The following is a 22,755-nucleotide window of genomic DNA, read 5'->3' on the forward strand; positions in this document are numbered from 1 at the left end:
GTGAACGACGATGGACAACGAGGAAAAGCTCCGCTACTTCCTCAAGCGGGTCACGGCCGATCTTCAGGACACCCGCCGGCGGCTCCAGGAAGCCCGGACGCACGAACCGATCGCGATCGTCGGCCTCGGCTGCCGGTTCCCCGGCGGCGTCCGGACCCCGGCGCAGCTGTGGGACCTGGTCGACGGCGGGCACGACGCGATCTCCGGGTTCCCGGAGGACCGCGGCTGGGAACTGGGCTCGTTGTACGACCCGGACCCCGAGGCACCCGGGACGTCGTACGTGCGTGAGGGCGGTTTCCTCGACGGCGTCGCGGACTTCGACGCGGGCTTCTTCGGCATCTCGCCGCGTGAGGCGCTGGCCATGGACCCGCAGCAGCGGCTCCTGCTGGAAACGTCGTGGGAGGCCTTCGAACACGCGGGGATCCGGCCGTCGTCCTTGAAGGGCAGCCGGACGGGTGTCTTCGTCGGCTCCAACGGCCAGGACTACGGCACCCTCATGCTCAGCGCCGCCGAGGCCCTCGAAGGGCACCTCGCCACGAGCAACGCGGCGAGTGTCCTTTCCGGACGCGTCGCGTACGCGTTCGGGCTGGAGGGACCGACGCTGACCGTCGACACGGCGTGCTCGTCGTCGCTGGTCGCACTGCACTTGGCGGTGCAGGCGCTGCGGCAGGGGGAGTGCGACCTCGCGCTCGCCGGTGGCGTGACCGTGCTGCCGACGCCGGGTTCGTTCATCGCGTTCAGCCGGCTGCGCGGCCTGGCCGCCGACGGCCGGTGCAAGGCGTTCGCCGAAGCCGCCGACGGCACCTCGTGGGGCGAGGGTAGCGGCATGGTCGTGGTGGAACGGCTTTCCGACGCGCGCCGGCACGGCCACCCGGTGCTGGCGATCGTCCGGGGTTCGGCGGTGAACTCCGACGGCGCGTCGAACGGCCTGACCGCGCCGAACGGCCCGTCGCAGCAGCGGGTCATCCGGGCCGCGCTGGCCGACGCCGGGTTGTCCACTTCGGACGTCGACGCGGTCGAGGCGCACGGCACCGGCACGACGTTGGGTGACCCGATCGAGGCCCAGGCGCTGCTCGCGACCTACGGTCAGGACCGGGAAGCGCCGCTGTGGCTGGGTTCGGTGAAGTCCAACATCGGCCACACGCAGGCCGCCGCCGGGGTCGCCGGGGTCATCAAGATGGTCATGGCCCTGCGCCACGGCGTTCTCCCGCGGACCCTGCACGTCGACGAGCTGTCGTCCCGGGTGGACTGGTCGGCCGGTGCGGTGGAGGTGCTCACCGAACGCCGTGAGTGGCCGTCGGACCGGCCGCGCCGGGCCGCGGTGTCGGCGTTCGGCATGAGCGGCACCAACGTGCACACGATCTTGGAGGAAGCGCCCGCCGAGGACCGTCCGGCCGCCGGGGCCGACGAGCCCGGGCAGGTCGTGCCTTGGGTGCTCTCGGCCCGGTCGGCCGAGGCACTGCGCGCCCAGGCCGCCGGGCTCGCCGGCGTCGACGGGCCGGTCGGCGACATCGGGCTCTCGCTGGCGACGACGCGGTCCGCGTTCGACCACCGCGCGGTGGTCGTCGGTGACCGGGACGGCCTGGCCGAAGGACTCGCCGCGCTGGCCGAAGATCTTCCCGCTCCGGCCGTCGTCAAGGGGACGGCCGCCGCGGGCAAGGTCGCGATGGTGTTCCCCGGGCAGGGTTCCCAGTGGGCCGGGATGGCCGTGGAGCTCCTGGCCGGGTCGCCGGTGTTCGCCGCCCGGATGGCCGAGTGCGCGACGGCGCTGTCGTCCTTTGTGGACTGGTCGCTGACCGGCGCCATCCGTGACTCCGCGATGCTGGAGCGGGTCGACGTCGTGCAGCCCGCGCTGTTCGCCGTGATGGTTTCGCTGGCGGAACTGTGGCGTTCCCACGGTGTCGAACCGGCCGCGGTCGTCGGGCACTCGCAGGGCGAGATCGCGGCCGCGGTCGTGTCGGGCGCCTTGTCCCTCGAGGACGGTGCTCGCGTGGTCGCGTTGCGCAGCCAGGCGATCCTGGAGCTGGCCGGGCAGGGTGGCATGGTCTCGGTCGCCGGATCCGCCGACGCGGTGACGGCCCGGATCGCGCCGTGGGGCGAGCGGCTGTCGGTGGCCGCGATCAACGGGCCCGCCGCGGTCGTCGTCTCCGGGGAGCCGGCCGCGCTCGACGAACTGATGGCCGCCTGCGCCGCCGACGACGTCCGCGCGAAGCGGATCCCGGTGGACTACGCCTCGCATTCGCCGCAGGTGGAACGGATCCGTGAGCGCCTCATCGAGGTCTTGGCCCCGGTCCGGCCGGTGCGGGCCACGACCGGCTTCTTCTCGACGGTCACCGGCGACTGGCTCGACGGCACCGAACTGGACGCCGAATACTGGTACACCAACCTCCGCCGTCCGGTCCGGCTCGACACCGCCGTGACCGCGTTGACGGGCCAGGGATTCCGGACCTTCGTCGAGGCTTCGCCGCACCCCGTGCTGACCATGGCGATCGGCGACGGCGCCCTCGGCACCCTGCGTCGCGGGGAAGGCGGGCTCGCCCGGTTCCACACGTCGCTGGCCGAAGCCTGGGTGCACGGCGTCGACGTCCGCTGGGAAGACGCCTTCCCCGGCGCCGTGCGCACCGAACTGCCCACGTACGCGTTCCAGCACGAACGGTACTGGCCGCGGCTGGTCGCGGTCGGCGACGCGGGCGGCCTCGGGCTGACCGCGGCGGAGCACCCGCTGCTCGGCGCCGTCGTCGGGCTCGCGGACTCGGGCGGCGCGGTGCTCACCGGCAAGCTTTCGCTGCACAGCCTGCCGTGGCTGGCCGACCACCGCGTCGGCGGCGAAGTCCTGTTGCCGGGCACGGCGTTCGTCGAACTCGCGATCCGCGCCGGCGACCAGGTCGGCCGCCGCACGCTGGACGAACTCACCCTCGAGACCCCCTTGGTGCTGCCCGCCCAGGGCGGGGTGCACCTCCAGGTTTCGGTGCGGGACGACGGCGAACTCGCGATCTTCTCCCGCCCGGACGAGTTCACGCCGTGGACCCGCCACGCCACTGGCCTCCTCACCGAAGCGCCACTTTCCCGTGAAAGCTCCGCTTCGGAGTGGCCGCCGGCGGGGGCCGAGCGCGCCGAGGTGGCGGGCTTCTACCCGGCCATGGCGGCGACCGGCGTCGACTACGGCCCGGCGTTCCGCGGCCTGCGTGCCGTGTGGACGCGGGGGAGCGAAGTCTTCGCCGAGGTCGAGCTGCCCGAGGCCCTGCGCGCCGAGGCGGCCCGGTTCGGCCTGCACCCGGCGCTGCTCGACGCCGCCCTGCACGCCGCCGGCTTCGGTGCGTTGTCCGCGACGGGGGACGGGCCGAAGCTGCCGTTCGCCTGGAGCGGTGTCTCGCTGGCCGCGTCCGGCGCGACGGTCCTGCGCGTGACGTTGACGCCGGGGTCCGGCGACGCCGTCGCGCTGGAGCTGGCCGACGAAACCGGCGCCCCGGTCGGGACGGTCCGGTCGCTGACCCTGCGCACACCCGCCAAGGCGGAGCCCACCCGCGACGCGCTCTTCGAAGTCACCTGGCCCGAGCTGACCGCCACCGAGCTGACCAGCGAGTTCACCGTGTTCCGCGTCCCGGACGGCTCGGTGCGGGAGACGACTACGGCGGTCCTCGCGCGGCTCCAGGAATCCCTCGCATCCGAAGAACTGCTGGTCATCGCGACCTCGGGCGCGGTCTCGGTCGACGGCGAAGACGTGCCGAACCTCGCCGCCGCGGCCGTCACCGGCCTGGTGCGCTCGGCCCAGGCCGAGAACCCCGGCCGGTTCGTGCTGCTCGACGCCGGCGAGATCCCGGCGGAACTGCCCGTCGGGGAACCCCAGCTCGCCTTGCGCGCGGGGAAGTGGCACGTCCCGCGGCTGGCCCGGGCGTCCACTTCGGACACCACGCCCGCGTGGGGCGACGGCGCCGTGCTGATCACCGGCGCGTCCGGCCTGCTCGGCGGCTTGGTCGCCCGGCACCTCGTCACCGCCCACGGCGTCCGGGAGCTGCTTCTGTTGTCCCGCCGCGGTTCCCTCCCGGAACTCGTCGCCGAGCTGGCCGGACTCGGGGCCACCGCGACCGCGATCGCCTGCGACGTCGCCGATCGCGCGCAGCTGGCGGCGGTCCTCGGCGAGCACCGCGTTTCGGCGGTCGTGCACGCGGCCGGCGTCCTCGACGACGGCGTCGTCGAATCCCTTACGCCGGAACGCCTGGATGCGGTCCTGCGGCCCAAGGCCGACGCGGCCCTCAACCTCCACGAACTCACTTCGGGGCTGTCCGCCTTCGTCTTGTTCTCCTCCTTCGCCGCCACCATGGGCGGCGCGGGGCAGGCCAACTACGCGGCCGCGAACGCCTACCTCGACGCGCTCGCGCAGCACCGCCGCGCCCACGGCCTGCCCGCGGTCGCACTGGCTTGGGGCCTGTGGGCCGAGGCCAGTTCGATGACCGGGCACCTCGCCGAGGGCGACCTGCAGCGCATGGCGGGCGCGGGCATGACCCCGCTGGGCAGCGCTTTCGGGCTGGCGCTGTTCGACCGGGCGGTCGCCGCGGATCGGTCCGTGCTCGCGCCGGTCCGGCTGGAACTCGCCGCTTTGCGCCGCCAGCCGGTGACGCCTGCGCTGCTCCACGGCCTGTTGCCGCCCTTGCGCCGTCAAGCCGCGGCGGCGGTCGCGAAGTCGTCGTTCGCCGACCGGCTCGCCGGGCTCGGCGCCGACGACCGGACCCGCCAGGTCCTCGAACTCGTCCGCGGCCTGGTCGCGGGCGTGCTCGGCTACGCCTCGGCGGCCGCCGTCGAGCCCGCGCGGGCGTTCAAGGAACTCGGGTTCGACTCGCTGACCGCGCTGGAACTGCGCAACCGGCTCGCCGCCGAAACCGGCCTGCGGCTGCCGGCCACGCTCGTCTTCGACCACCCGAACCCGCAGGCGCTCACCAAATACGTCGTCGAGCGGGTGTCCGGGGAGACGGCGCAGGTCGTGGTGCGGGAGCGCCGGGTGGACGGCGACCCGATCGTCGTCGTCGGCATCGGCTGCCGCTACCCGGGCGGCGTCCGCGGTCCCGAAGACCTGTGGGACCTGGTCGCCGCGGGCCGCGACGCCGTCGCCGGCCTGCCGGACGACCGCGGCTGGGACCTCGACGCGCTCTACGACCCGGATCCCGACCACCCCGGCACGAGTTACGCCAAGGAAGGCGCTTTCCTCTACGACGCCGCCGACTTCGACGCGGGCTTCTTCGGCATCTCGCCGCGCGAGGCGCTGGCCATGGACCCGCAGCAGCGGCTCCTGCTGGAGACGTCGTGGGAGGCGCTCGAACGCGCGGGGATCGACCCGGAAACGTTGCGCGGCAGCCGGACCGGCGTGTTCACCGGCGTGATGTACTCCGATTACGCGTCCCGCCCGCTCGCCGTTCCCGAGGGCGTCGACGGGTTCCTCGGCACCGGCAGCTCGGCGAGCGTGGTGTCCGGGCGCATCGCCTACGCGCTCGGCCTGGAAGGCCCGGCGCTCACCGTCGACACCGCCTGCTCGTCGTCGCTGGTGGCGTTGCACCTGGCGTGCCAGTCGCTGCGCCAGGGGGAGTGCGACCTCGCGCTGGCCGGCGGCGTCACGGTGCTTTCGACGCCGGGGGTGTTCATCGACTTCAGCCGCCAGCGCGGCCTCGCCGCGGACGGCCGGTGCAAGTCCTTCGCCGACGCCGCCGACGGCACCGGCTGGGGTGAAGGTGCCGGAATCCTCGCCGTGGAACGGCTTTCCGACGCCCGGCGCAAGGGTCACCCGGTGCTCGCGGTGGTCCGCGGCACGGCGGTGAACTCCGACGGCGCGTCGAACGGCCTGACCGCCCCGAACGGCCCGTCGCAGCAGCGGGTCATCCGCGCCGCACTGGCCGGAGCCGGACTGCGACCGTCCGAAGTGGACGTCGTGGAAGGGCACGGCACCGGCACGACCCTCGGCGACCCGATCGAGGCGCAGGCGATCCTGGCGACCTACGGCCAGGACCGTTCGACGCCGTTGTGGCTGGGCTCCCTGAAGTCCAACATCGGCCACACCCAGGCGGCGGCCGGCGTCGGCGGGGTCATCAAGATGATCATGGCGATGCGTCACGGTGTCCTCCCGCCGACGCTGCACGTGGACACGCCGTCGTCCCATGTGGACTGGACGTCGGGCGCGGTGGAGCTGCTGACCGAAGCCCGCGAGTGGACGTCCGATCGGCCGCGGCGGGCCGGGGTGTCCTCGTTCGGCGTCAGCGGGACCAACGCGCACGCGATCCTCGAGCAGTTTCCTTCCTCGCCGCCGGTGGTTTCCGAGCGCGGCGAGACGGGGTTGCTGCCGTGGGTGTTGTCCGGGCGGAGCGAAGCCGCGCTGCGGGCGCAGGCCGCTCAGCTGCTGGACGTCGCCGGGCACCCGGCCGATGTCGGGTTGTCCCTGGTTTCCTCGCGGAGCCGGTTCGCGCACCGGGCGGTGGTTCACGGCACCAGTCGTGAGGAGCTTTCGGCCGGGCTGACCGCACTGGCGGACGGCCGATCGGCCCCGAACGTCGTCACCGGCCGCGAACGCCCTGGCCGCCTGGCCGCGCTGTTCACCGGCCAAGGCGCCCAGCGAGTCGGCATGGGCGGCGGTCTCTACGCCCGCTTCCCCGCTTACGCCGAAGCTTTCGATGCCGTCCTCGCGCACCTTCCTGACGTGCGCGAAGCCTTCGACGACGCCGAGTTGCTCAACCGCACGGAGTTCACGCAGCCCGCCCTGTTCGCGATCGAGGTGGCGCTGTTCCGGTTGGCCGAGTCCTTCGGCATCCACCCGGACTTCGTGGCCGGCCACTCGATCGGCGAGATTTCGGCTGCCCACGTGGCCGGGGTCCTGTCCCTCGAAGACGCCTGCCGCCTGGTCACGGCCCGCGCCTCCCTGATGCAGGCCCTGCCCACCGGCGGCGCGATGGTCTCCATCGCGGCCCCGGAGTCCGACATCGTCTTGACCGAAGGCGTGTCGATCGCCGCGGTGAACGGTCCCGAGTCGGTGGTCATTTCCGGCGACGAAGCCGCCGTCCTCGCGATCGCCGCGCAGTTCCCCAAGACCAAGCGCCTCACGGTGAGCCACGCGTTCCACTCGCCGCTGATGGACCCCATGCTGGACGAGTTCCGCGCGGTCGCCGAGACGCTCACCTATTACCCGGCGGCGATACCGGTGATCTCGAATGTGAGCGGTGCTCTCGCCGAGCCGTTCACCGCCGACTACTGGGTCCGCCATGTCCGTGAGGCCGTCCGCTTCGCCGACGCCGTCCGCACCCTCGAAACCGAAGGCGTGACGACGTTCCTGGAGCTGGGTCCCGACGGCGTACTCAGCACGATGACCAGGGAAACGCTCGGCGGGGGCTGCGTCGCGATCCCGGCGTTGCGGCGTGACCGGGACGAGGAGAGAGCACTGCTCACAGCGTTGAGCACTGCTCACGTCCACGGTGTGGAGGTCGGCTGGGCGCCGTTCTTCGCCGGTGCCGCCCGTGTCGACCTGCCCACCTATGCGTTCCAACGCAGCCGGTACTGGCTCGACATGGTGCTGCCGGAGACGGCGGCATCGGGGACAGCGGTGCCGGGAGCGACGGCACCCGAGGTGAGCGATGCGCCGGAGATCGAGCCGATCACCGGGCGCCTGGCGGACCTCCCGGCCGCCGACCGGCCCGGGTGGCTGCTCGACTGGGTCCGGGCGGAGGTCGCGGCGACGCTCGGGCACCCGTCCGTCGACGCCGTCGAGCCGGAATCCGCGTTCGCCGAGCTGGGGTTCACCTCGCTCGGCGTCGTCGAGCTGCGCAACCGGATCAGCGCGGCGACCGGGCTCGAACTGCCCGCCGCGCTCGTCTGGGACTACCCGACCGTCGCCGAGCTGACCGACCACCTGCTGGCCAACGTCGCCCTGACCACGTCGGACGCCGGTGGCTCACTCGGCACCCTGCTCCGGACGGCCCGGGAAACCGGCCGCACCGCGGAGTTCCGGACGTTCCTCGCCACGGCCTCGCAGTTCCTGCCGGCGGCACCGTGGACCCCGCGGCTCCGGCGCGTGACGACGGGCGCGTCCCGGCCGCTGCTGTTCGCGGTCGGCACGCTCACCGGCTCGACGAGCTGGTGCGAAGAGGTCGCCACGCGGTTCGACGGCGTCCGCGAGGCGTGGCTGCTGCCTGCGCCCGGGTTCGAGGGCGAGACCCCCGCGCCGGCCGACCTTGACACCCTGGTCGCGACGGCGGCCGAGGCGATCCGCGAGCAGGCGGCCGGCGAGCCGTTCGTCGTGCTCGGGTCCGGCTCGGGCGCGCTGCTCGCCGCCGCGGTGGCGGACGCGGCCGGCGCGACCGGCGTCGTGCTCGCCGACCCGGCGGAGGTCGAGTTCGACGAGCTGCCGGCGACCGTCACGGACGCCGAGCTCACGACCGTCGGCGCCTACCTGCGGCTGTTCGACGCGGCGGTCGCCGAGCCGCGGGTGCCGACGCTGACGCTGAAGACGGGGGAGGACGTCGCCGACGCGGCCCGGCAGCTGCACGCCTGGCTGGTGGAGGAGCTGCCCGCATCGTGCCGGTGACCGGGAAAATGGAGTGTCATATCTGATGTTTCATGCGCCACGACTTGACGAGTCGATTGGAAGGATCCTTAACTAACCGGAGGTCGCCCTACTCACCTCCGGGAGCACGCATGTCCTCACTTCGGCGCATCGCGAGCGCGGCCGCCGCGCTGGCGATCGCGGCAAGCGGTTTCGTCCTGGGTTCACCCCCGGCGTCGGCGCTCGAAAACGGGCTGCTGCGGACACCGCCGATGGGGTTCAACAACTGGAACTCGACGCAGTGCCGCCCCGAGTTCGGCGAGGCGATGATCAAGGGCATCGCCGACATCTTCGTCAGCAAGGGCCTCAAGGACGCCGGCTACACCTACGTCAACATCGACGACTGCTGGGCGCTGCCGTCGCGGAACCCGGCGGGTGACCTCGTCCCCGACCCCGCGCGCTTTCCCCACGGCATCAAGGCACTCGCCGACTACGTGCACGGCAAGGGCCTGAAGTTCGGCATCTACACCAGCGCCGGGACGAAGACGTGCAACACCGCCGGCTTCCCCGGCGCGCTGGGTCACGAGCAGCAGGACGCGAACCTCTTCGCCTCCTGGGGCGTCGACTACCTGAAGTACGACAACTGCAACAACCAGGGTGCCGACGCGCAGCAGCGGTACAAGGCGATGCGGGACGCGCTCGCGAAGTCCGGGCGCGCGATCGCCTATTCGATCTGCGAGTGGGGTCAGAACAAGCCGTGGACGTGGGCGGCGCCGGTCGGGAACCTGTGGCGCACCACCGGCGACATCTCCGACAAGTGGTCGAGCATGATCGGCAAGGCGCAGACCAACCGCGGGCTCGCGCAGTACGCCGGCCCCGGGCACTGGAACGACCCCGACATGCTGGAGGTCGGCAACGGCGGCATGACCGCGGCCGAGTACCGCACGCACTTCAGCCTGTGGGCGATGATGGCGGCGCCGCTGCTCATCGGCAGCGACCTGCGGAAGGCGTCGGCCGACAGTTTCGCGATCCTGGAGAACACCGACGTGATCGCGCTCGACCAGGACCCGCTGGGCAAGCAGGCGACCGTGCTGAGCGCGAACGGCGGGCTCGTCGTCTACAGCAAGGTGCTCGCCAACGGCGACCGGGCGGTGGCGCTGTCCAACGAGACGGCGGCGACGGCGACGATCAGCACGACCGCGTCCGCGACCGGCATCGGCGGCGCGTCTTCGTACACGCTGAAAGACCTGTGGAGCAAGGCGGTCCGGACCACCACGGGCACGATCAGCGCGTCGGTGCCCTCGCACGCGACGGTGCTGTACCGCGTGTCGTCCCGGAGTTCCCGTTATGAAGCCGAATCCGCGACCCTTTCGGCCGGCGGCACGGTGGACGCGAACCACGCGGGCTTCTCGGGAACGGGCTTCGCGAACGGCGCCAACGCGGTGGGCAGCTACGTCGAGTGGCAGGTGAGCGGGCCGGCGTCGACGCTCACGGTCGGCTACGCGAACGGCACGACGGCGGCGCGCCCGGTCGACATCGCGGTGGACGGCGCGGTGGTGGCCACCGGCGTCCCGTTCTCGCCGACCGGCGCCTGGACGACGTGGAGCACGGTCGCCCGTCCGGTGACTCTCACGGCGGGCGCGCACACCGTACGGCTCACCGCGACCACCGCCGACGGCCCGGCGAACCTGGATTATCTGGACATTTCGCAGTAGTCTTTTCGTATGGGGTACGAGATCAATGGCCGGTGAGGTGACGACGCCCCTGCTGCCGTGCGGGGACGTCGACGAGATCGCGGAGTTCTACGCGATGCTGGGGTTCGAGCGGACGTACCGGCAGCTCCGCCCGAACCCGTACGTCGCGCTGCGGCGCGAGGACCTGCACCTGCACTTCTTCGGGATGCCGGGCTTCGATCCGGAGCAGTCCTACGGCACCTGCCTGGTGCAGGTCCCCGACCTCGGCGCGCTGTTCGAGGCGTTCGCCGCCGGGATGCGTGCGGCGCACGGGAAACTGCTGGTCAAGGGGATCCCGCGGATGACCCGGCCGCGCGTGCGCAAGAACATGGGGGGCCTGACCGGCTTCAGCGTGGTCGACCCCGGCGGCAACTGGATCCGGATCGTCTCGCGCGAGCAGGCGTCGCTCGCGACCACGAAGCTCGGCCGGGCGCTGGAGAACGCCGTCGTCCAGGGCGACTCCCGCGGCGACGTCGCCCAAGCCGTGAAGATCCTTTCGGCCGCCCTCGAACGCGAGCGGGCGAGGGCCTCGGCCGCCGACGTCGCCGCGGCCGAGGCCTACTTGGCCGAGCTGCGGGAGTCGTAAGCCGCCCGGGCCTGCTCGACCTCGTCGAGGTGGGGTGACCACTCGGCGAGGCTGGCGAACAGCGGGCCCAGGCTGCGGCCCAGCTCGCTGATCTCGTACTCCACCCGCGGCGGGACTTCGGCGTGGTAGGTGCGCACGACGAGACCGTCGCGCTCCAGCTGTCGCAGCCGCTGGGTGAGCACCTTCGGCGTGATGGTGGCGATCCGGCGCTCGAGTTCGACGAACCGCTGCCGGCCGAATTCGTTGAGGGCCCACAGGATCGGCGTGGTCCACCGGCTGAACACGATGTCCACGACCGGCGCGATCGGGCAGGCCAGCTCGGGTGTGGTCCTGGTCACTTTTCGGGCCTCCAGCCATTACTTTCCTCTAGGTACCTACTATACCGGCGAATGTAGCGTCGTTCCCATGATCGTGGTTGTGGGAGCAACGGGAAATGTCGGAGCCCCGCTGGTGCGCCAGCTGGCGGAGGCCGGAGAAGAAGTGACGGCGGTGTCCCGCCGGATCGCCGACGCGCCACCGGGAGTGGTTGTCCGGCAAGGAGATCTGGCTTCGCCACCGGAATTCGAGGACGCGTCGGCGGTGTTCCTGATGGTGCCGCCGGGGTTCCAGGGTTCGCTGGAGCCGGTGCTGGCCCGGACCGGGTCCGCCCGCGTGGTGCTGCTGTCGTCGCAGGGCGTCGGAACCGGACGGCACCCGGCGGTGTTCGAAGACGCCGTACGGGCGTCGAGTCCGGAGTGGACGATCCTGCGTCCGGCCGGGTTCGCGTCGAACGCGTTCCAATGGGCGGAAAGCGTGCGCGCTTCACGTGCGATCGCGGCACCGTTCGGCGACGTCGCCCTGCCGGTGATCGACCCGGAGGACATCGCGGCGGTCGCGGCGGCGGCGCTGGTTTCCCCGTCGCACGCGGGAAAGACGTACGTCCTGACCGGCCCGGCTCCGGTGTCGCCGCGCGAGCAGGCGGCGGCCATCGGCGAGGCGGTCGGGGAGCCGGTCCGGTTCGTCCCGCAGACGCGCGGCGAGGCCCTCGCGGCGATGCTGAACTTCATGCCGGCGGAGGTGGCGGAGTCCACACTGGACATCTTGGGCGCACCGGCGCCGTCGGAGCAGCGGGTGAGCCCGGACGTGGAACGGATCCTGGGCCGCCCGCCGCGTCCGTTCGCGGCGTGGGCCGCGCGTTTCGCGGGAGCGTTCAAGTGACGACACTGGCCTATCAGGAGCAAGGCAGCGGAGCGCCGCTGGTGTTCCTGCACGGCAACCCGACGTCGTCCCGCTTGTGGCGCACCGTGATGCCGTCCCTGCCGGGCCGTCGCCTGGCACCGGACCTGATCGGCATGGGTGACTCACCGAGGCCGGACATCGAGTACACGTTCGACGACCACGCGCGCCACCTCGACGACTGGTTCGACGCCCTGGCGCTGGACGACGTGGTCCTGATCGGCCACGACTGGGGTGGCGCGCTGGCGGCGGACTGGGCGTCCCGCCACCCTTCGCGGGTCCGGGCGCTGGCGTTCACGGAAGCGGTGCTGAAGCCGATGTCGTGGGCGGAGTTCCCGCCCGCGGGGGCCGAGGTGTTCCGCGCTCTCAAGACGCCGGGGGTGGGCGAGTCGATGGTCGGCGACTTCCTGCCCCCGGAGTACGCGTCCCAGGACCTTCGCCCGGTGCTGCAGTGGACCCGGTCGATGCCACTGGGCGGCGAGCCGGCGTCGGTGGTGTCGCGGGTCGAGGCGTTCGACCGCTGGCTTTCGTCGTCCGCCGTGCCCAAGTTGCTGGTGACGTTCGAGCCGGGCTTCGGCACGATGCTGACGCCGTCGATGGTCGAGTGGTTTTCCGCGAACTTCGCGTCGCTGGAGGTGGTGCACCGCCCGGAGAAGGCAGGGCACCACACCCCGGAGGACCAACCGGAAGCCCTGGCGGCGGTGCTGGCGGAGTGGCTGGAGAGGATCAGCGGAGCCACAGCCCGCTGACGTACGGCTGCGGCGCGACGGCGACACACCCCCACCGGGGAGTTCCCACCCACCCCAGGCCCGGCCAAGCCGGGGCACACCTGCCAACGGGAACCGAAGGCACCGTGGGGGTCCGGGGGCTCGGCCCCCGGGCAGCACCCGGATTCCGGGGGAAGTCCGCGCGCTCCGCGGACACACCCCACCCACGGAATCCGGTCGGGATGACAGGATTTGAACCTGCGACCCTTCGCTCCCAAAGCGAATGCGCTACCAAGCTGCGCCACATCCCGGCACACCCCCAGGGGGGTGTGCGGTCAGCCTAGCGCGTCACGCTAAGCTGGCCTCGCACCCGGGTACCTCGGGGGCACGCGGGTGTAGCTCAATGGTAGAGCCCTAGTCTTCCAAACTAGCTACGCGGGTTCGATTCCCGTCACCCGCTCCACTCTCGTAGGAGGCGGCGTCGCGGGCTGAAGCGGCGTCGGCCTCCAGGGATGCCGCGATCACGTCCAGCAGTTTGTCGGTGTCCACCGGCTTCGTGATGTAGTCGTCCGCTCCGCTGGCCAGCGTCCTGGCCCGGTCCTCCGCGGTGGCCTTGGCCGTCACGGCGATCACCGGGAGGTCGGCGTTGACCGCTTCCGCTCGGATCGCCGCGATCGTCGCGTTGCCGTCGAGCTCCGGCATCATCACGTCCATCAGGACCAGGGCCGTGTCCTCGTTGCGCTCCAGGGCCCGGATGCCGTCCACGCCCGTCTCCGCGTAGATGACCTCCAGGCCGGCCTGTTCCAGGACCGCGGCCAGTGCGAACACGTTGCGCAGGTCGTCGTCGACGATCAGGACCTTCTCGCCGTGGAAGCGCTTGGGCGTGACGTCGGGGGCCGCGACCAGGACCGTGCTCGGGACCGGGGGGAGGCGGGGGGAGGACAGAGCCGTGACCGCCGGGTCGACCAGGTTGGCCGCCGCCACCGGGAGGTAGAGGGTGAACGTCGAGCCGACGCCCGGTTCGCTCACCACGCGCAGCTCGCCGCCCAGGAGCTCGGTCAGCTGCTGGCTGATGTTCAGGCCCAGGCCCGTGCCGCCGTACTTGCGGCTCGTCGTGCCGTCCGCCTGGCGGAACGCCTCGAAGATGACCGCCAGCTTCTCCTCCGGGATCCCTATCCCGGTGTCCTCGACCGCGAACGCGATGATGCCCGGCGCGTTGCGCAGCGCCTCCTGCTCGACCTCCGCCGGGTCGGCCGCGCGGATGTGCAGGCGGACGCCGCCCTCGTCGGTGAACTTCGCCGCGTTCGAGAGCAGGTTGCGGAGGATCTGCTGGAGGCGGTGCTCGTCGGTGTGGACGCTGCCCGGCACCGGCGGGTCGATGTGGACGGCGAACTCCAGGCCCTTGTCCGCGGTCAGCGGCCGGCACAGGGACTCGACGTAGTCCACCAGCTCCGGCAGCGTGATGTCGGACATCTGCATGTCCAGCCGGCCCGCCTCGACCTTGGCCAGGTCGAGGATGTCGTTGATCAGCTGCTGCAGGTCGGACCCGGCCGCGTAGATCGTCTTCGCGAACTGGATCTGCTTCTCCGTCAGGTTCCCTTCCGGGTTCTCCGAGAGCAGCTTCGCCAGGATCAACGCGCTGTTCAGCGGCGTCCGCAGCTCGTGCGACATGTTCGCCATGAACTCGGTCTTGTACTGCGACGCCACCGTCAGCTGCCCGGCGCGCTCCTCCAGCTCCTGGCGCGCCTGCTCGATCTCGCTGTTCTTGACCTCGATGTCGCGGTTCTGCTGGGCCAGCAGCGCGGCCTTCTCGGCCAGCTCCGTGTTGGACCGCCGCAGCTCGCCCTGCTGGGCCTGCAGCTGCTCCGACCGCGCCCGCAGCTCCTGCGCCAGCCGCTGCGACTCGGTCAGCAGCGCTTCCGTGCGCGAGTTCGACAGGATCGTGTTCACGTTGACGCCGATGGTGTGCCGCAGCTGCTCCAGCAGGTCCTGGTGGACCGTGCTGAACTCGTTGACCGAGGCCAGCTCCAGCACGCCGAGCACCTCGCCCTGGAACAGCACCGGCAGCACGATCAGGTTCACCGGCGCGGCCGAGCCGAGGCCGGACGAGATCAGCGCGTACTCCGGCGGTGCGTTGTGGACCAGGATCGTGCGCTGGTCGACCGCGGCCTGGCCGATCAGCGACTCGCCGATCCCGAAGCGCAGGCCGGCGCGGGACTGCGCGAGCCCGTAGGCCGCGATGCACTCCAGCACCGTGCCGTCGCGGTCGTCGTCGCGGGCCAGGAAGAACGCGCCCTGCTGGGCGCGGACCAGCGGGGCCAGCTCGGACAGGATCAGCGCGGCGACCGAAGCCAGGTCGCGGTGGCCCTGCATCCGCCCCGACAGCTGCGCGAGGTTCGTCTTCAGCCAGTCCTGCTCGCGGTTGGTCCTCGTCGTCTCCTTGAGGTTCGCGATCATCTGGTTGATGTTGTCCTTGAGGTCCGCGACCTCGCCGGACGCGTCGACCGTGATGTGCCGGGTCAGGTCGCCCGCCGTCACCGCGGTCGCCACCTGCGCGATCGCGCGGACCTGCGTGGTCAGGTTCCCGGCCAGCTGGTTCACGCTCTCGGTGAGCCGCTGCCAGGTGCCCGACACGCCGCCGACCTCGGCCTGGCCGCCGAGCTTGCCCTCGGTGCCGACCTCGCGCGCCACGCGCGTGACCTCGGAGGCGAACGCCGAGAGCTGGTCGACCATCGTGTTCATCGTGGTCTTGAGTTCGAGGATCTCGCCGCGGGCGTCGACGTCGATCTTCTTCGTCAGGTCGCCCTTCGCGACCGCGGTGGTCACCTGCGAGATGTTGCGCACCTGGCTGGTCAGGTTGTGCGCCATGAAGTTGACGTTCTCGGTCAGGTCCTTCCAGGTCCCGGCCACGCCGGGGACCCGCGCCTGACCGCCGAGGATGCCTTCGGTGCCGACCTCGCGCGAGACGCGGGTGACCTCGTCGGCGAACGCGCGCAGCGTCTCGACCATGCCGTTCAGCGTCTCGGCCAGCGCCGCGACCTCGCCCTGGGCGACGATCGAGATCTTCTTCGACAGGTCGCCGTTGGCCACGCCGGTCGCGACCGTGGCGATGCTGCGCACCTGGTCGGTCAGGTTGGTGGCCATGACGTTGACGTTGTCGGTCAGGTCCTTCCACGTCCCGGCGACGCCGCGGACGGTGGCCTGGCCGCCGAGGATGCCTTCGGTGCCGACTTCGCGGGCGACGCGGGTGACTTCGTCGGCGAAGGCGGAGAGCTGGTCGACCATGGTGTTGAGCGTGGTCTTGAGTTCGAGGATCTCGCCGCGCGCGTCGACGGTGATCTTCTGCGTCAGGTCGCCCTTCGCGACCGCCGACGTCACCGTGGCGATGTTCCGGACCTGGTCGGTCAGGTTGTTCGCCATGAAGTTGACGTTGTCGGTGAGGTCCTTCCAGGTGCCCGCGACCCCGGGCACGGTGGCCTGGCCGCCGAGCTTGCCCTCGGTGCCGACTTCGCGGGCGACGCGGGTGACTTCGTCGGCGAAGGCGGAGAGCTGGTCGACCATGGTGTTGAGCGTGGTCTTGAGCTCGAGGATCTCGCCCCGGGCGTCGACCGCGATCTTCTGCGTCAGGTCGCCCCGCGCGACGGCGGTCGCGACCTGGGCGATGTTGCGCACCTGGGTGGTCAGGTTGTTCGCCATGAAGTTCACCGACCCGGTCAGGTCGCGCCAGGTGCCGGCGACCCCCGGGACCTGCGCCTGCCCGCCCAGCTGGCCCTCGGTACCCACTTCGCGCGCGACGCGGGTGACCTCGTCGGCGAAGGCGGAGAGCTGGTCGACCATCGTGTTCATGGTCGTCTTGAGCTCGAGGATCTCGCCGCGGGCGTCGACGGTGATCTTCTGCGTCAGGTCGCCCCGCGCCACGGCCGTGGTCACGTGCGAGATGTTGCGGACCTGGTCGGTCAGGTTGTCGGCCATGCCGTTGACCGAGTCGGTGAGGCTGCGCCACGTCCCGGCCGCGCCCGCCACCTCCGCCTGGCCGCCCAGCTTGCCCTCGGAGCCCACCTCGCGCGCGACACGGGTGACTTCGCCGGCGAACGCCGAAAGCTGGTCGACCATCGTGTTCAGCGTGTTCTTCAGCTGCAGGATCTCGCCGCGGGCGTCGACGTCGATCTTCTTCGTCAGGTCGCCGTTGGCCACCGCGGTCGCCACCTGCGAGATCCCGCGGACCTGGTCGGTCAGGTTGTCGGCCATCTGGTTGACCGAGTCGGTGAGGTCGCGCCACGTCCCGGCGACGCCCGCGACCTGGGCCTGGCCGCCGAGCTTGCCGTCCGAGCCGACCTCGCGGGAGACGCGGGTGACCTCGTCGGCGAACGACGAGAGCTGGTCGACCATGGTGTTGATGGTGTTCTTGAGCTCGAGGATCTCGCCGCGGGCGTCGACGTTGATCTTCTGGGTCAGGTCGCCGCGCGCGACGGCGGTGGTGACCTGCGCGATGTTGCGGACCTGCTCGGTGAGGTTGTCGGCCATGAAGTTGACCGAGTCGGTCAGGTCGCGCCAGGTGCCGGACACGCCCGGGACGACCGCCTGGCCACCGAGACGTCCCTCACCCGCGATTTCGCGGGAGAGCCTCGTCACTTCGACGGCGAAGCGCGACAGCTGCGCGATGAGGCCGTTGACGGTCTTGGCGAGGGTCGCGTATGCGCCCTGCAGCGGCCGGCCGTCCAGCGTGAGGGTCATCGGCTGGGACAGGTCGCCGTCCGCGACGCCGCCGAGCACGCGCTCCAGCTCGATCGCCGGCCGCGTGAGGTCCTCGACCAGGCCGTTGACGGCTTCGACGGCGGTGTTCCAGCCGCCGGGGCCGACCTGGCCCTCCAGCCGTTCGAGCAGCCTGCCTTCCTGGCCGACCGCCGTCCGCACCCGCAGCAGTTCGCTGACCAGCCGCTGGTTGCGCTCGGCGATGTCGTTGAACGCCACCGCGAGCTGCGCCGAGATGCCGTCGCCGTGCGGCACGAGCCGCCGCCGGAAGTTGCCGTCCCCGAGATCCCGGACCGCCACGAGCAGCCGTTCCAGCGCGGCCGCTTCGCTCTGGGATTCCGTTGTCATGTGTGCCGACCCTCTCCACCACGCATGCGCCAGCCATGGTCGTCGACCCAGCGTGCCATGATTCGCCCTACACTTCGAGCCAGTCCGCCCACCACGCGGTAGCCGTGCGACAGCAGTCCGGAGGCAGGAGGTCCGTGCATGGTGTCACGTCCGGCCCCGGCGTCGGCGGCCCTGCCGTCGATCGCCGGTGAGGACGGGCCGCCGGGCTTCGACGCCTTCGGGCGGGCCGTCCTCGAAGACGTGCGCGACGCGGTGTTCGTCCAGGACGCCGACGGGGAACTGCGCTGGGCGAACCCGGCGGCACGCACCCTGACCGGCGGCGCCGAGCCGCGGCTGCACCCGATCGCCGAGACCTCGGGCCACGTCGAGGCAGCCGGCCACCGGCGTCCGGCGCGCATCAGAGCCCTCCCGGGCGGCTGGCACGCCTGGACCGTGCAGGCGGAGGACGTCCCGCAGCGGCACGTCGGCGACTTCCTGGCCGAGGCCGGGCCCCGGCTGGCCGGGGCGCGCGGGCGCCACGGCACCGCGCGGGTGATCGCCGAGCTGGCCGCGTCCGCGCTGGCCGAAACCGTCTTCGTACTGCTCCCGACCACTCGCGGCCGGTGGGAGTGGTGGAGCTGCGAGGGCCCTGCCGCGCAGGGCCACGGCCGGATCCGGCGGGTCCCCGCCCAGGTCGCGCCGGTGCTGGCGGCCACCTTCGGCGCCCTCGGCCGTCCCCAGCTCGCGCCCGTGCCCGCGCCGGAGGTGGCGACGCTCCCGTCGGTCGTCGCCGACCGGTTCGCCGGCCACGCCGACGTCTCGGTCGTCTCGCTCGGGCCGAGCGCGGGCGCCGGCGTCACCGGTGCCCTGCTGCTGGGCCGGCGCGCCGACCCCGAGTTCGGCACCGACCAGACCCGCGCGGTGGTCGAGTTCGCCAAGGCGGCCGGGACGGCGCTGGCCAACGCCCAGCGCTACGCCCGCCAGGAAGAGGCCACCCGCGGCCTGGAGACGACGCTGCGCCCGATCGACCCGCCGGAGCTCGAGGGCACCCGGTTCGAGACCTGGTACGAGCCGGCGGGCGGGGTGCTCGCGGTCGGCGGCGACTTCTACGACGTCCTCCCGCACGACGACGGCAGCGCGTTCCTGGTGCTCGGCGACGTCTGCGGCAAGGGCCCGGAGGCCGCGGCGCTGACCGGCCGGGTCCGGCACGCGCTGACCGCGCTGGCCATGGTCGAACGCGACGGCCGCACGCTGCTGCGGCTGCTCAACGAGCTGCTCATCGCCGGCGGCAGCAGCCGCTTCGCCACCCTCGTGCTCGGCACCGCGCGCCCGGCGGACGGCGGCGTCGAGCTGACGCTGGCCTCCGGCGGGCACCCGGCGCCGCTGATCATCCGCCGCTCGGGCGTGGTCGAGGAGGTCACCGTCCCCGGCACGCTGGTCGGCATCTCGCCGCAGGCCCGGTTCGCCGAGGCGGGCGTGCGGCTGGAGCGCGGCGAGATGTGCCTGCTCTACACCGACGGCATCACCGAGGCCCGCAACCGCCACGACCCCACGGAGCTCTTCGGCGACGACCGGCTGCGCGCGGTGCTCACGGCCGCGGCGGGGGAGCCGGCCCGCGAGGTCGTGCGGCGGCTGCGGCAGGCCGTCCGGGACTGGCTCGGCAGCTCGGCACACGACGACATCGCCGTGCTGGCCATCGAGTGCCCCGAATGAGCTCCTGTCCTTTGTGGACCGGGTTTGGCCGCACGCGGAGGGGGTAATTCCCCGTGCATCGATCCCGATGACAGGAGTCTCATGGCGAACGCACTGAACGGACGCCGCGTCGCGATCCTGGCGGCGGACGGCGTCGAGCAGGTCGAACTCGAAAAGCCGCGCCAGGCCGTCCTCGACGAGGGTGCGACGGTCGAGCTGGTGTCCCTCGACACCGGCGAGATCCAGGCGATGAACGGCGACATCGACAAGGGCGACCGCTTCCCCGTCGACCGGAAGGTCGCCGACGTCCGCGTCGACGACTTCGACGCGCTGTTGCTGCCCGGCGGCACGATGAACCCGGACAACCTCCGCATCGACCCGGACGCGGTCCGCTTCGCCGGCGATTTCGTCCGGGCCGGCAAGCCGGTCGGGGTGATCTGCCACGGTCCGTGGACGCTCGTCGAAGCGGATGTCGTACGAGGGCGCCGGCTGACGTCGTACCCGAGTATCCGCACCGACCTGCGTAACGCCGGCGCCACCGTCGTCGACGAAGAAGTGGTGGTCGACAACGGCCTGGTGTCCAGCCGGAACCCGGACGACCTGCCGGCGTTCTGCCGCGAGGTCGTGCGCTCGTTCGCGGGCTGAGTCCTTTGTAGACGTTCACCCGGACGCGCGTGTTAAGTCCCGCTTAAATTTGTTGGCATTCGGTGCCCCGGCGGAGGACGCTGAGGGTGTGACGAGGATCGCCCGGCGAGAGGAGGTGGACGCGATGACGGTGCAGGCAAGGCGCTACGGCCGCTGGTGCCGCGAGCACTTCGACGCGATCGCCCCCGTGGGCGTTCCGGTACCCCGCGGCGCCGACCCCGCCGACCCGGCCCGGCCGGTCAGCGAGCCGGAGCCGGCGCAACCGGTGGCCGAACAGCCGCAGGGCTGACGACGGACGTGAAGAAGGCCTCCCCGGTCGAGCCGGGGAGGCCTTCTTCACGTCCGGGTCAGCGGTAGCTGCGCCGGTACCAGACCCGGCGCGGCCCCGGCGCGCCGATACGCGTGATGACGTCGGTCAGGATCGCCCCGATGACCAGCCAGATCACCGCCGCGAGACCGTCGTTGAGGAACGTCGCCAGCTTCTCCGAATCCGGCGTGAACAGGTTGCGCAGGCCCAGTGAGACGCCGGCCGACCACTCGCTGATCAGGTGCGCGAAGCCGTTCGCCGAGTTGGCTTCGCCCAGCACCAGCACGATGTGCACGGCCAGGACCAGCGCGAACACCGCGCACACGAGGTGGATCAGGGCGTTGACCGTGCGGACGACCCGGATCCGCGGGTGGGTCCGCTCGACGACTTCTTCCGTCGTGGCCGGTTCGTAGCGCGGTTCGTACGGCTCCTGGGGCGGGGGATACGGCATCGTCGCCGTCCTTTCGACTGTCCGATGTGGACGTATCTGGGCGTACGGTAGCGCCGGGGGAATACCCGTCACCTGGACGGGTAAACCGCGCATTCCTCAAACTTCCGAAAAATGCGTCATGTTAGGGTTGTTTGGGGGACTCAAGGAGGGTCATGGCGCAGGACGTCTTCTCCGTCGAGCAGGTCGCCGCGAAGCTCGGCCTGCACGTCCGGACGGTGCGGAACTACGTGCGGGACGGGCGGCTGAAGGCGGTCCGGATCGGCAAGCAGTACCGGATCGCCGCCGACGACCTCGAGGCGTTCACCGGGCTGCCGGTCGCCGAGCGGGCCGGGGCGGCGCGGACGGCCGAGCTGTCGGGCGTCGTCGAGCTGGGCGGCATCGACCGGGCCGGCGCGGACCGGCTCTCGACCATGGTCGTGGCCTCGGTCAACGGCCCGCGGGACGGCGGTGAGCGGCCCCTGCGCGTGGAGACCATCCACGACGAAGGCCGCGCCACGATGAAGATCATCGTGCTCGGTGACCTCGCCGCGGGCGCCGACCTGCTGCGGTGGGTGGCGTCGATCGCCGAAAACCTGGCCTGATCTCCCGGCCACCGCGCGCTGAGCCGCGCGTGGGAATCCCGGGCGGGGCGGGCAACCCGGCCCCGTGCGGGACGTCCACGTGATCATGAGAATCCCGGCGCTGCTGGCGTCCGTCCTCGCTCTCCTGGCACTTCCCGTCCTCCCCGCGTCGGCGGAAACCGCGGTACCGGCGGGGTTCCGGCCCGCGTCGACGAGCTGGACCGGCCCGGACACCGGGTACGTCCTCGGGTATTCGCCGTGCGCGAAGAGCTGGTGCCCGGCGCTGGTGGGCACGACCGACGGCGGCACGCACTGGCGGCGGCTGGGTGCGCCGCCGATGCCGTTGCCGGACAACCACAACCACGTCGCGCTCACGTTCGTCTCCGCCCGCGTCGCGTACGTCAGCGACGGCGTCCACGTCCGCACCACCCGGGACGGCGGCGCGACCTGGCACCCGGTCGGCCTCATCGGCGCGCGCGAGCCGTACTACCTCTCGAAGATCACCGAAACCGGCGGGCGGGTGTTCGCCGTGTTGACGGCCTACGGCGAGGGCCGCGGCTCGACGCGGCTGTACTCCGCCGTCGCCGGCTCGCCGGTGCTGGCCGGGGTGCCCGGGTTCGCGGCCACCGGCGCGCTGACCTACGGCGACCTCTCCGCCGGCGGTGGGCTCCAGGTCGCGCTCGGCGCGGACTACGGCACGGAGGAGTACTGGACCTCGCGCGACGGCGTCCGCTTCACCCGGGCCGAGGCGCCCTGCCCGGCGGGGTCGGTCGCGTCGCTCGCCGGGGTCCGGGACCGGCAGGTCGTGGCGCTGTGCAGCAGCAGTCCCGGGTCGCCGCAGCCCGGCTCGACCGAGCGGCGGTTGCGGCACGCCCCGCAGCTCGGCGGGGCGTTCAGCGGGAGCGACGAGGCGCCGTACACCGGGATCACGCAGGGGTTCGCCGCCGCTTCGCCGGCCACCGCGACGGTCGCGGCGGTGGGCGGGGGCGTCGGGTTCCTGCACCGCACGGCCGACGGCGGCCGCACCTGGACGACGACGGCGTTGTCCGAACGCGGCCTCGGGCTGGCCGATCTCGACTTCCCCGGCCGCGGCACGGGAGTCGTCGTGGACGGTCAGCCGGATGCCGCGGGCGGTTCGGCCGTGTACCGCACCACGGACGGTGGAATCTCCTGGCGCGAACTGCGTTGGGGGTCATAGTCCCTGGCAGGTAAGGCCCTTCGCCCTGGTTCACACTGTGAACGGCATGTCGTAGGCTGAGCACTGT

12 protein-coding genes, 2 tRNA genes and 1 pseudogene are annotated in these 22,755 nt (G+C 71.9%); 11 read left to right on the top strand and 4 right to left on the bottom strand.

The window, feature by feature from the left end:
• Positions 1-10: 10 nt before the first annotated feature.
• The 3 genes and pseudogenes from ACLJQM_RS28525 to ACLJQM_RS28535 form a co-directional block, all read left to right on the top strand.
• Positions 11-8,557 (top strand): annotated as a pseudogene (locus ACLJQM_RS28525) (SDR family NAD(P)-dependent oxidoreductase); the annotation flags it as partial.
• Positions 8,558-8,667: 110 nt separating this feature from the next.
• Positions 8,668-10,230, top strand: coding sequence for a carbohydrate-binding protein (locus ACLJQM_RS28530; protein ID WP_410633433.1), 1,563 nt, complete (start codon positions 8,668-8,670; stop codon positions 10,228-10,230).
• Positions 10,231-10,255: 25 nt separating this feature from the next.
• Entirely contained in the window at positions 10,256-10,834 is a 579-nt protein-coding gene (locus tag ACLJQM_RS28535) for a hypothetical protein (RefSeq protein ID WP_410633434.1), read from the top strand.
• Here the strand turns inward: ACLJQM_RS28535 and ACLJQM_RS28540 are convergent.
• Positions 10,807-11,172 carry a winged helix-turn-helix transcriptional regulator gene (locus ACLJQM_RS28540; RefSeq protein WP_247020498.1) on the bottom strand — a complete coding sequence of 122 codons (366 nt, stop codon included), beginning with the start codon at positions 11,170-11,172 and terminating at the stop codon, positions 10,807-10,809. The two genes, ACLJQM_RS28535 and ACLJQM_RS28540, sit on opposite strands and share 28 nt — an antisense overlap.
• A gap of 67 nt (positions 11,173-11,239) precedes the next feature.
• Between ACLJQM_RS28540 and ACLJQM_RS28545 the strand changes: the two genes are divergently transcribed.
• Both ACLJQM_RS28545 and ACLJQM_RS28550 read left to right on the top strand, forming a co-directional pair.
• Positions 11,240-12,031 (top strand): NAD(P)H-binding protein, encoded by a 792-nt coding sequence (locus ACLJQM_RS28545; RefSeq protein ID WP_410633435.1) that lies wholly within the window; start codon positions 11,240-11,242, stop codon positions 12,029-12,031.
• The gene (locus ACLJQM_RS28550) at positions 12,028-12,798 is read left to right on the top strand and encodes an alpha/beta fold hydrolase (RefSeq protein WP_410633436.1); all 771 of its coding nucleotides are present in this window, start codon (positions 12,028-12,030) and stop codon (positions 12,796-12,798) included. Before ACLJQM_RS28545 ends, ACLJQM_RS28550 begins: the two co-directional genes overlap by 4 nt.
• Before the next feature lie 195 nt (positions 12,799-12,993).
• Here ACLJQM_RS28550 and ACLJQM_RS28555 read toward each other — a convergent pair.
• Positions 12,994-13,067, bottom strand: a tRNA-Pro gene (locus tag ACLJQM_RS28555).
• A 78-nt stretch (positions 13,068-13,145) separates the two neighbouring features.
• Here ACLJQM_RS28555 and ACLJQM_RS28560 point away from each other — a divergent pair.
• Positions 13,146-13,219: transfer RNA gene (locus ACLJQM_RS28560), tRNA-Gly, on the top strand.
• Here ACLJQM_RS28560 and ACLJQM_RS28565 read toward each other — a convergent pair.
• Complete coding sequence (locus ACLJQM_RS28565) at positions 13,171-17,856, bottom strand: HAMP domain-containing protein (protein WP_410633586.1); 4,686 nt, start codon at positions 17,854-17,856, stop codon at positions 13,171-13,173. The two genes, ACLJQM_RS28560 and ACLJQM_RS28565, sit on opposite strands and share 49 nt — an antisense overlap.
• A gap of 138 nt (positions 17,857-17,994) precedes the next feature.
• Here ACLJQM_RS28565 and ACLJQM_RS28570 point away from each other — a divergent pair, with 138 nt between their 5' ends.
• The 3 genes from ACLJQM_RS28570 (at position 17,995) to ACLJQM_RS28580 (ending at position 20,461) form a co-directional block, all read left to right on the top strand.
• Positions 17,995-19,548 (top strand): SpoIIE family protein phosphatase, encoded by a 1,554-nt coding sequence (locus ACLJQM_RS28570; RefSeq protein WP_410633437.1) that lies wholly within the window; start codon positions 17,995-17,997, stop codon positions 19,546-19,548.
• Positions 19,549-19,629: 81 nt separating this feature from the next.
• Positions 19,630-20,172, top strand: a complete 543-nt coding sequence (locus ACLJQM_RS28575) for a type 1 glutamine amidotransferase domain-containing protein (RefSeq protein ID WP_247020506.1) — start codon at positions 19,630-19,632, stop codon at positions 20,170-20,172.
• A gap of 88 nt (positions 20,173-20,260) precedes the next feature.
• Complete coding sequence (locus ACLJQM_RS28580) at positions 20,261-20,461, top strand: hypothetical protein (RefSeq protein ID WP_360782802.1); 201 nt, start codon at positions 20,261-20,263, stop codon at positions 20,459-20,461.
• 58 nt (positions 20,462-20,519) lie between these two features.
• On the opposite strand, the gene ACLJQM_RS28585 is transcribed toward ACLJQM_RS28580, so the two are convergent.
• Entirely contained in the window at positions 20,520-20,930 is a 411-nt protein-coding gene (locus ACLJQM_RS28585; protein WP_247020510.1) for a hypothetical protein, read from the bottom strand.
• 152 nt (positions 20,931-21,082) lie between these two features.
• Here ACLJQM_RS28585 and ACLJQM_RS28590 point away from each other — a divergent pair, with 152 nt between their 5' ends.
• Both ACLJQM_RS28590 and ACLJQM_RS28595 read left to right on the top strand, forming a co-directional pair.
• On the top strand, positions 21,083-21,511 hold the full coding sequence (locus ACLJQM_RS28590) for a helix-turn-helix domain-containing protein (RefSeq protein ID WP_410633438.1): 429 nt from the start codon (positions 21,083-21,085) through the stop codon (positions 21,509-21,511).
• 79 nt (positions 21,512-21,590) lie between these two features.
• On the top strand, positions 21,591-22,688 hold the full coding sequence (locus ACLJQM_RS28595) for a hypothetical protein (protein WP_410633439.1): 1,098 nt from the start codon (positions 21,591-21,593) through the stop codon (positions 22,686-22,688).
• Positions 22,689-22,755 lie beyond the last annotated feature (67 nt).

It is taken from the genome of Amycolatopsis sp. cmx-4-83 (assembly GCF_046548815.1).
Taxonomy (GTDB): domain Bacteria; phylum Actinomycetota; class Actinomycetes; order Mycobacteriales; family Pseudonocardiaceae; genus Amycolatopsis; species Amycolatopsis pretoriensis_A.

Excerpts from the sequence above, each read along its gene's own strand:
- ACLJQM_RS28590 (WP_410633438.1), top strand. The coding sequence starts at position 21,083 with ATGGCGCAGGACGTCTTCTCCGTCGAGCAGGTCGCCGCGAAGCTCGGC.
- ACLJQM_RS28575 (WP_247020506.1), top strand. The coding sequence starts at position 19,630 with ATGGCGAACGCACTGAACGGACGCCGCGTCGCGATCCTGGCGGCGGAC.
- ACLJQM_RS28570 (WP_410633437.1), top strand. The coding sequence starts at position 17,995 with ATGGTGTCACGTCCGGCCCCGGCGTCGGCGGCCCTGCCGTCGATCGCC.
- ACLJQM_RS28565 (WP_410633586.1), bottom strand. The coding sequence starts at position 17,856 with ATGACAACGGAATCCCAGAGCGAAGCGGCCGCGCTGGAACGGCTGCTC.
- ACLJQM_RS28530 (WP_410633433.1), top strand. The coding sequence starts at position 8,668 with ATGTCCTCACTTCGGCGCATCGCGAGCGCGGCCGCCGCGCTGGCGATC.
- ACLJQM_RS28545 (WP_410633435.1), top strand. The coding sequence starts at position 11,240 with ATGATCGTGGTTGTGGGAGCAACGGGAAATGTCGGAGCCCCGCTGGTG.
- ACLJQM_RS28535 (WP_410633434.1), top strand. The coding sequence starts at position 10,256 with ATGGCCGGTGAGGTGACGACGCCCCTGCTGCCGTGCGGGGACGTCGAC.
- ACLJQM_RS28585 (WP_247020510.1), bottom strand. The coding sequence starts at position 20,930 with ATGCCGTATCCCCCGCCCCAGGAGCCGTACGAACCGCGCTACGAACCG.